This window comes from Pseudomonas sp. 10B238 (genome assembly GCF_000970615.1).
Lineage (GTDB): Bacteria > Pseudomonadota > Gammaproteobacteria > Pseudomonadales > Pseudomonadaceae > Stutzerimonas.
On record NZ_KQ033940.1, the window covers coordinates 120,194 to 128,086 of the forward strand.

At 47.0% G+C, this 7,893-nt stretch carries 4 protein-coding genes and 1 pseudogene; 3 read left to right on the forward strand and 2 right to left on the reverse strand.

Features of this window, described 5'->3' with window-relative positions:
- Positions 1 to 4: 4 nt before the first annotated feature.
- Both RT21_RS19510 and greB read right to left on the reverse strand, forming a co-directional pair.
- Complete coding sequence (locus RT21_RS19510) at positions 5 to 946, reverse strand: triacylglycerol lipase (RefSeq protein ID WP_045426406.1); 942 nt, start codon at positions 944 to 946, stop codon at positions 5 to 7.
- A 302-nt stretch (positions 947 to 1,248) separates the two neighbouring features.
- Positions 1,249 to 1,578, reverse strand: a pseudogene (gene greB, locus RT21_RS19515) (transcription elongation factor GreB); the annotation flags it as partial.
- A gap of 129 nt (positions 1,579 to 1,707) precedes the next feature.
- Between greB and gmtY the strand changes: the two are divergent.
- The 3 genes from gmtY (at position 1,708) to gmtX (ending at position 7,695) form a co-directional block, all read left to right on the forward strand.
- Positions 1,708 to 3,087, forward strand: a complete 1,380-nt coding sequence (gmtY, locus tag RT21_RS23385) for a gamma-mobile-trio recombinase GmtY (protein WP_082082196.1) — start codon at positions 1,708 to 1,710, stop codon at positions 3,085 to 3,087.
- Between the two features lie 368 nt (positions 3,088 to 3,455).
- Positions 3,456 to 7,106 carry a gamma-mobile-trio integrase GmtZ gene (locus RT21_RS19530; RefSeq protein ID WP_052724773.1) on the forward strand — a complete coding sequence of 1,217 codons (3,651 nt, stop codon included), beginning with the start codon at positions 3,456 to 3,458 and terminating at the stop codon, positions 7,104 to 7,106.
- Positions 7,096 to 7,695 (forward strand): gamma-mobile-trio protein GmtX, encoded by a 600-nt coding sequence (gmtX, locus tag RT21_RS23680; protein ID WP_156155737.1) that lies wholly within the window; start codon positions 7,096 to 7,098, stop codon positions 7,693 to 7,695. The genes RT21_RS19530 and gmtX overlap by 11 nt, the downstream gene beginning before the upstream one ends.
- Positions 7,696 to 7,893 lie beyond the last annotated feature (198 nt).

Here is a 7,893-nt window from a genome sequence, read left to right on the forward strand (position 1 = left end):
AGCCTCAGAGGCCTGCGTTCTTCAGGCGGTTGGCGTGCTGGCGGTAAATGGTCACAGGATCGGTTTCGAACAGGCTGGTCAGTCCAAGCACCTGGTTGACCTCATCCAGGTGGTTCATCCGATAGTTATCACGGATAACCATGCCCAAATGCGAGCTGCAGCGGCCAACCAGGCCGTCATTGGCTTCGTCAAAGGCCAGCGAGCCGGCGCCCAGCATGGCGTCACTCACATCCAGCGGGTTGGTCAGCGGGCTGGTGCCGCTCCAGGAGTAATAGCGCACCCCATTGACCTTGTACGCGCCTTCGCCGCAGGCGCTGGTCGGAACCCCTTGCGGGTATTTCGCGTTGAAACGGGCGGCGCCTTCGCTGTTGAGTGATTCAAGTGAGCCGAGCGAATTCTGTGGTTCGGTACTGGGGCTTCCCGACAGAAAATGGATCAATGCCCCCATGCCGTTGGTGAGCCCGGCGAGTATGGCTTCGCCACCCGAGCCCTCGGGGATCTTGCGCAACAGGTCGGCAACGTCGGAGCCTTTGTGCGGCGCGCCTACGCTGGTGACCGACGCGACCAGGTCGGGACGAACGGCGGCAACATAGCGCACGGTTGGCCCACCGTGGCTGTGGCCGACCAGATTCACTTTCGGTTTGCCACTGATCGCAACGATTTCCTCGACTTGTTGAAGAAGTTCCTCTCCACGCAGCTCCGAGGTGTTGAGTTGGCTGACTTCGGTAACGTAAACCTGTGCGCCATCACGTCGAAGCGCCTGGGGAATGCCGTACCAATAGTCGATGCCAAGCATGCTGTCGAAGCCGAGCATGCCATGCGCCAGCACGATCGGGTAACGCGTCTGGGTGTAGCCGCTGGAGCTGAATAGGCCGGCCTGGGCTTGGCTTGAAATTGCCACGAAGGTTCCGAGGCATAGAGCGAACACAGTCTTGTTCTTATTCATGAATGCACTCAATCAAGGGTGACTGGACATTGGGCAATCCCTCGCCATTCACCGCGCGTAGCGCGTACTGCAGTGGCTACAGGCGCAGCATTCGTGCCAGTTTGCCAGGCGATATAGATAGGAGGCTCTAGCGCAGGCGTTCCGCCTGCGGGATGGTCACCGGGCTTGGTGGCGGCCACCGAGGCGTCTGTTACCGGATGGAACATCTGGCTGGGTAGGAAAGTGATGATTTGTAAATTAGCCGAAATTAGCCGCTAGATCGAAGAAATACGTGACTGATAGGTCTCAATATAACTGGTTGGTCATAGGTAGTCGATCGCGACGATGTACCAGAGTTTTGGTCCGGTGGGCGTTTGCACCTGGACTTCAGCATCCAGCGTTTTTCCAACCAAGGCGCGCGCCAACGGCGAATCGATGCTGATCAGCCCCTGGCGCAGGTCCAGTTCATCTGGCCCAACAATACGGTAGCGTGCCTGCGTGCCATCTTCGTCCTCGACAGTCACCCAGGCGCCAAAATAGACCTTGCCGGGGTCGCTGGGTCGTTCACCGACGACCTTGAGTTTTTCCAGTCGTTTGGTCAAAAAACGTACGCGGCTGTCGATTTCGCGCAGCATCTTTTTACCGTAGGTGTATTAGCACCCCACTACCAGTCGTACTAGTCGATTGTGCATCTGCTTGCTTTGAGAGTGGGAGGCGAGATTCACAAAAGCACCTCATGGTCTATAACAAAGACACAACGGTGTAGATGCAGCGAGGAATATATGGGGTATGCGTTGAAGGTCAGGGCGCGGTATCGAAATGACGCAACTGGTAGAGAGTTGAGATTTCCCGTGGTCCTGACGGAAGGGGGCGTTCTTATTTCTCATGTCAGATATTTGGCCTCTAGCCCCTTTATCTATAAAAGTGCGTCTTGGCGTGAACGATCAGTTTTTTCTGTGATTCAGCTCGTAAAATTCATTAATGCCAATGAAGGCTTGTTCACAAAAACTACCGAGCTGTTGGAAGGATTTTCACTGGCATTGGTGACTGGAACTATTAACCAGTCAACGCTTGAAGATCCAAGTGGCTTATTCTGGGAACCACGACGACTTGAGGACGCAAGAACATTGCTCGGCCACATAACAAGCTATACGGACTGGTTGTCAGAGCAAAGTAATCAAGAAATTATGAGGGCCAATCCATTTCGGAAAGCAACGTCAGTTGAGCAGAGGATGAGTTGGTGCGCTTATTACCATAAGCAAGCAGGGATTTTTCTGAATCATCTTTCGGATAACTCTATGGCCAGAAAGCAGGCGGAGCGTGTTAGACAAATCAAGACGCCCCAGCCAGAAAAGTACAGTGTAAATCTTGTCAAGCGTTTTCCTGAGGATAGGTTTAATGATCTGATTGATCACGGATTTATTCGCGCGGATGCGAGAAGTAATACTCCTGATAACTTTAAATTCGATTATAAAAGCCAAGCTATAACCCTGCTTTTGCACTATGGTGGATTGAGGAAGTGTGAGGCGTTGCATTTGTATCTTGTCGATATTGAACCCGCGTCTAAAGGTGGGGTGCTTGTGAGGGTGCATCATCCGGTATATGGAAATTCCCCTAGTGAAAAGTATAAGAATAGGGCGGAGTATTTGATGAAAGAGTTTAGGCTTCGTCCGAGGGTTGAATATCTAAAAACGGAAAGGTTACACCTTGGTTGGAAAGCTCCGTTGCTAGAAGATAAAAGAGGTTTTTTTGAAGTTCATTTTTTTCCTCCAGAGAAGGCTAATGAGTTTGCGCTGGCATGGACTAAATACTTGAAGTATCAACGTGTAGATCCTCCAGGCGGAGAGTGGCACCCCTATGCGTTTACAAATAATTTTGGTCGCCCGGAGACTTTGAAGAATTTTCAAAGGCTGCACACCAATGCTGTAATAAGAATAGGTATGGAGTGCCGAAAATATTTGGGCACGACTGAACATGGTCATCGGCATAGTTATGGTTATCGATTGGCTGCACATGGCTTTAGTCAAGTTGAGATTCAAAAAGCAATGCATCAAAAGAGTCCAGACTCTTGCCTAGTCTATATCCAGCCAACTGATGATGATGTAAGAAATATGATGAGGAAGACTGAATGGTATGGGGCAAGAACACTCTGCAATAATTAAGGGGTAAGTTTGGTTAATTGGACTGGGTTGCTGATCAGTATGGGTTAAATTGAAATGAAAGGATAGTCACCGCTTTCCGGCAATGTACTTGTTTATCGATATGATTTTGACAGTTGATGCAGGTTATTCGAGTCAAATCGATCATTGAGTTCTCCTGTTTAGGAAAGAGAGGAGGTTCTTGCGCGGGGGGCAGAAAAGTAGTTCTGAGAAATTAAATATGTTTATTTGATCAGCGCCTTGCATAAGTTGATGATAATGCTCGAGAGGCATGGAGCGGTCGGCCAGATTATTCAGATGAAAACAGAGCTGATGAAAATATAAATGGTTGTCTGAAGCGAGTTCCGCTGCGCAGAAATTGAGGTTAAAAAATGGTGAAAAATGCAGGCGTGGATAGTGGGCTCCCCTCATCTATAGGGCAGGAAAATCGTGTCGTAAAGTATGAGACATTAGAAGAGGCAAGTGTTGCTGCGAGAATACTTGGGATAACCGGTTGGAAGAGTTATAACTCTTTGTACAAACTCGATAAAAAATTACCTGCAGCGCCACATCAAAAATATCGTAAAGCCTGGAGGGGGTGGGCGGAGTTCCTAAGAGTTGAGAAGGCAGTTGAGAAATACGAAAGTCTCTCCGAGGCATCTCTTGCTGCTATAGCCCTTGGTATAAATAGCAGTACTAAGTATCGTAAAGACTATCAGAAAGACCAGCGACTCCCTTCCTGTCCTGAGTTGACTTATTCGCAAGAGTGGATTTCTTGGCCAAATTTCTTTGGCAAGAAGAAAAGAGCGGCAAAGTATAAGGAGCTGGCTGAGGCAGCAGTTGCTGCTCGAAGATTGAGGATTATGACATTCACCGAATATGGGAAAAGATATAGCGAAGATCCCAAGCTTCCGAAATATCCTGAAACCGTCTATAAAAAAGAGTGGAGGGGTTACTATGATTTTTTAGACGTGGAACCACCCATAAAATCATACTCAACCCTGGCAGAGGCCAGTTGTGCCGCTCGTGCTCTAGGATTCAAATCGAGTCTTGACTACAAGAATGGACGTCACCAAGACCCTCGCTTACCGAAAAACCCAGCGCGAACCTATAAAAGTAAATGGGAGAACTGGTATGTTTTCTTAGGGAGTTCAGTTCTCAATAATAAGTACCCCTCAATTGAGGAGGCTGGGGCGGCGGCGAGAAAGCTGGGGGTGTTCAGTAGTTTTGAGTATGCTGCACGCTATAAAGAAGATCCCCGCCTGCCTGCGACGCCAAATAAGCAGTACGAAGGCAATTGGATAGATTTTCAGAGATTCCTGTTGCCTGATAAGTATGGTTCTCTGGGTGACGTAAAGTATGCAATTAAAGTGCTTAAAATAAAAAATAGCAGGGAGTATCGTGATGTGTATAAGGACTACCCTCCATTACCAGCTCACCCTGAGCGCGTCTTTGCTTCGGAATGGATTGATTGGTATGAGCTTTGCGATGTAGTAAGGCACTATGATTACTCTCAGGCAAGTAAAGTCGCTATCGAAAACGGGATAGCCAATCAGGCTGCGTATATTAATTTCATTAAAGAGACTGGTGATGTTCGGCTTCCGCGGACTCCTGATGAAGTCTATAAAGAGGTCTGGATTAATTGGCATGTTTTTCTTGGGAAGGAAGAGCCGTTTACTATTAAATACATTCGTGAGCCTTATTGTGAGTGGGCGGAAAGTATACGCAGTTTTATGAAGAAGGCGCGTGGTGGTGAAAGTAAGGAGTCATATTTGTGTCGATTTGTGCGTCAGTATGTCCAGAAGTATGAGTTGGGATATAGTCCAGAAGCTTTTTTGACTGCTCAGGGGGTCAGTTTAAAGCCATTTAAGGAGTTGCTGGAGCAGCAGGCTTCTGATGTCATAAAACGTGGAATATTGGTGGCTGTTAATGAGTTCTTGAATGATGTTTTAAGAAAGAAGCTTTCTATAGAGGATGAGGAAACTGGAGAATTGGTCGTCATTGAAGGTGCCAATAATCCGCTTGCAACGTTTTCTGTTGATGTTGAGAGGAAATCTTCTGGTCTTGATGAGAGTAATAAGCCGGCACTCGCTTATCAATATGTCGATTCACTCAGAAGGTGGATTATTCCTGAGGGTGCTTCAAGCTTCTCTGATCTACAGCATTTGCATGCTTTTGAGGCTGACTGGGCTGAGATTGATGCGGAGCTTATTGATGAGAAAGACCCAGATTGCATTATCAAAAAAGAGTTCGGTAAGACCAAGATCTGGTTTCCAGTTTACTGGATCCATACTTATGCTTTGACGTCGGTGCCCGCAAGGGGACGGCAAATTGCTTACAATGATTCGGGGGAGGGGGATGTCGATGTTGCTGAGATTGAAGGGGGGAGGATAGTTTGGAAGAAGAACACTTCACCATTAGCAGGTTCTACGCAGAGACAAGGGTTCATAAAACGTTATCCTGATGATCAGCTTGGCATGTGGTTTACGACTAATAAGACCAGTAATCAGGGGGCTGGTTACAGTGTACCGTGGATTCCTCATGAATTGGCTTATTGGCTGACGCGCTTAAGATGTTGGCAGCAAAAATATAATCCTATCAGCCGGCCAATGCCTTGGCTGGAATGCGTTAGAACTAAATTAAATGAAACGCAGCGCAAGAATAAAGGCGTTAATTGTTTTTTGTTTCGGGATTTTGGATATGAAGAGCCGGGCAATTTTACAGCGAGGCTCACGGATCGACTTGCAGCAGCACTGTATTACAGTCAGCCGAAAGGGATCTGCTTAGCTGAGTTGAATGGTAATTCTCAGCATTTAAGCAATTATGTTTCGCGGTACACTCCGCACAGCATGAGGGTTAGTCTAATAACTGCGTATATTGTGGAGTTCGGTTTGCCAATAGAGGTGGTGATGAAGATTGCCGGACACTCCTCTATTGTTATGTCAATTTACTATGTAAAGATTGCCCCGGCTGGGCTTCGTCATCGCTTTTCGGAGGGGGAGAAGATTGCTTTAAAAGAGAAAGCCTATGCAGCTCAATGGATGATTGAGCAAGGGAGGATTGATGCAGTAAAGAGTGAGTTAATTTCGAATTCAGTGCAGGCGCTTAATCAATTGGATGGTGGGCTGCCTGCAGGAAGTTTTTTATTTCGTGATTATGGCTTCTGCCCGTTCGCGGGAACTCGATGTGATGATGGAGGATGCGCTATAGATTCGAAGAAATATCTTCCCACACCCAGCGGTTATATGGGGTCGCAGAATTGTATTCGTTGTCGGCATTTTGTAACTGGCCCGGCGTTCATGGGGGGGTTGCTTTCCTTGGGAAATGAGATTTCATTAAGCGCAAATCACCAATTTCGCCATTACGATGAGATTGAGAGTGGTGTTCGTGGTGTTCTGGAGAAAATTAATATCATGGATGAAGAGGAATACTTGGCGCTGAAGGAGGGAAGAAGATTTGATGAGGGCGCTAGAAACCAACTTGAAGCAAAGTTGAGGAAGTTGAGGTCGGAATCAGAGGCGGCAGCCAAGAAGTTGGATGTTTTGATGTGTGATATCCAGTCCTGTGCGAAATTAATTAAGCAGTGTCATGCTTTGGCTAATGAAAAGGGCGAGGGGGAAGATGGGGAGCAGAGAGCTCAGCTTATAGTTCAATCTGGTCATGAGTTGGTTTTTGATGTCGCTGAGACTTCGTATTTTCATCAGCTGAGTGAGGTTTGTGAGAACGCGGAAATTTACGAGTCGGCCTCTGCTGATGCAGCAGTAATGCCGAGGACTCAAATTATAGATAGAATGGTTGCTTTGAATGATTTGAAGCACAGGCTTTTCTATCTTGATAGGCGTCAGCAACTTGTTGTGGGCAATCAGTTTACAAGGCTTTTACTTGATCGCTTGAAAAGCTGGGATAGGGTCGATGCATTGATGTCTGGACGTATCCTTATTAAGGATTTGTTTGGTGCGGAAAAGATCACGCGCCGGGATTTAGATTCTATTTTTAATTCACGGGTTAAATCCATTGGACTGGAGGTGGTTGATGGATCCTAAGGAAACTTTGGAACATTTAAAATCAATTAATGGCGGTAGAGTGCATCGATCGCTCGAGGCGGTCTATGATGTTTGCCAGGAGTTACTTGATCGAGGAGAGTGTAACTTTTCATATGAAAATGTCGCTCGCGCGGGGGACGGTCGTGGGGTTCCTAGGGCACAGAGTCTGCGAAATAAAACTGGTGAGATTTATCGGATCTTAATTGGGTCATTTTCCGCTATTTCGCAAACGAAAAAAGGGCCTAAGAAATCTGTTTCGGAGAGTTCATGGATTCAGGATATTAATGATGCAAAATTAAGATTTCTTGTAATGAGGCAAGCTTCTGAGCTGTTAGAGGCGAATAGATTGATCAGGGAAATTGTTCCTCCTGGGACTGAAATTTATATAGACGATAGGGGTGGATTGAGGCCTGACTTCCGGTTGGATAGTTCGGAGCGCCGTGCTTTAGAGTATCTTTTGTCAGAAGAGTTTTTGCGGGCTTTCGGATTTCATGCAGGAAAATACGGGGATGTTATAGATTCTACTGGGAACAAAGTTTTTAAGCCGGGCACCTTGGGCGCTCTAAAAAAATCGCTACTATATTTATAGCCTTGAGCAAATTTAGGACCTGGCGGCATGAATGGGGCCACTTTACTAGCCAAGGAGGTACGGATGTTCAAGGGGTCATGCCGAGATATAAGGAAAATTCACTCACTTCGCACGTAACGTGTTGATGCCAAGAGAATTTACCAAGTCGACCGCACAGCCTCTGATCGTGCAATAGGCCAAGTTCGTCGCTAACCAATC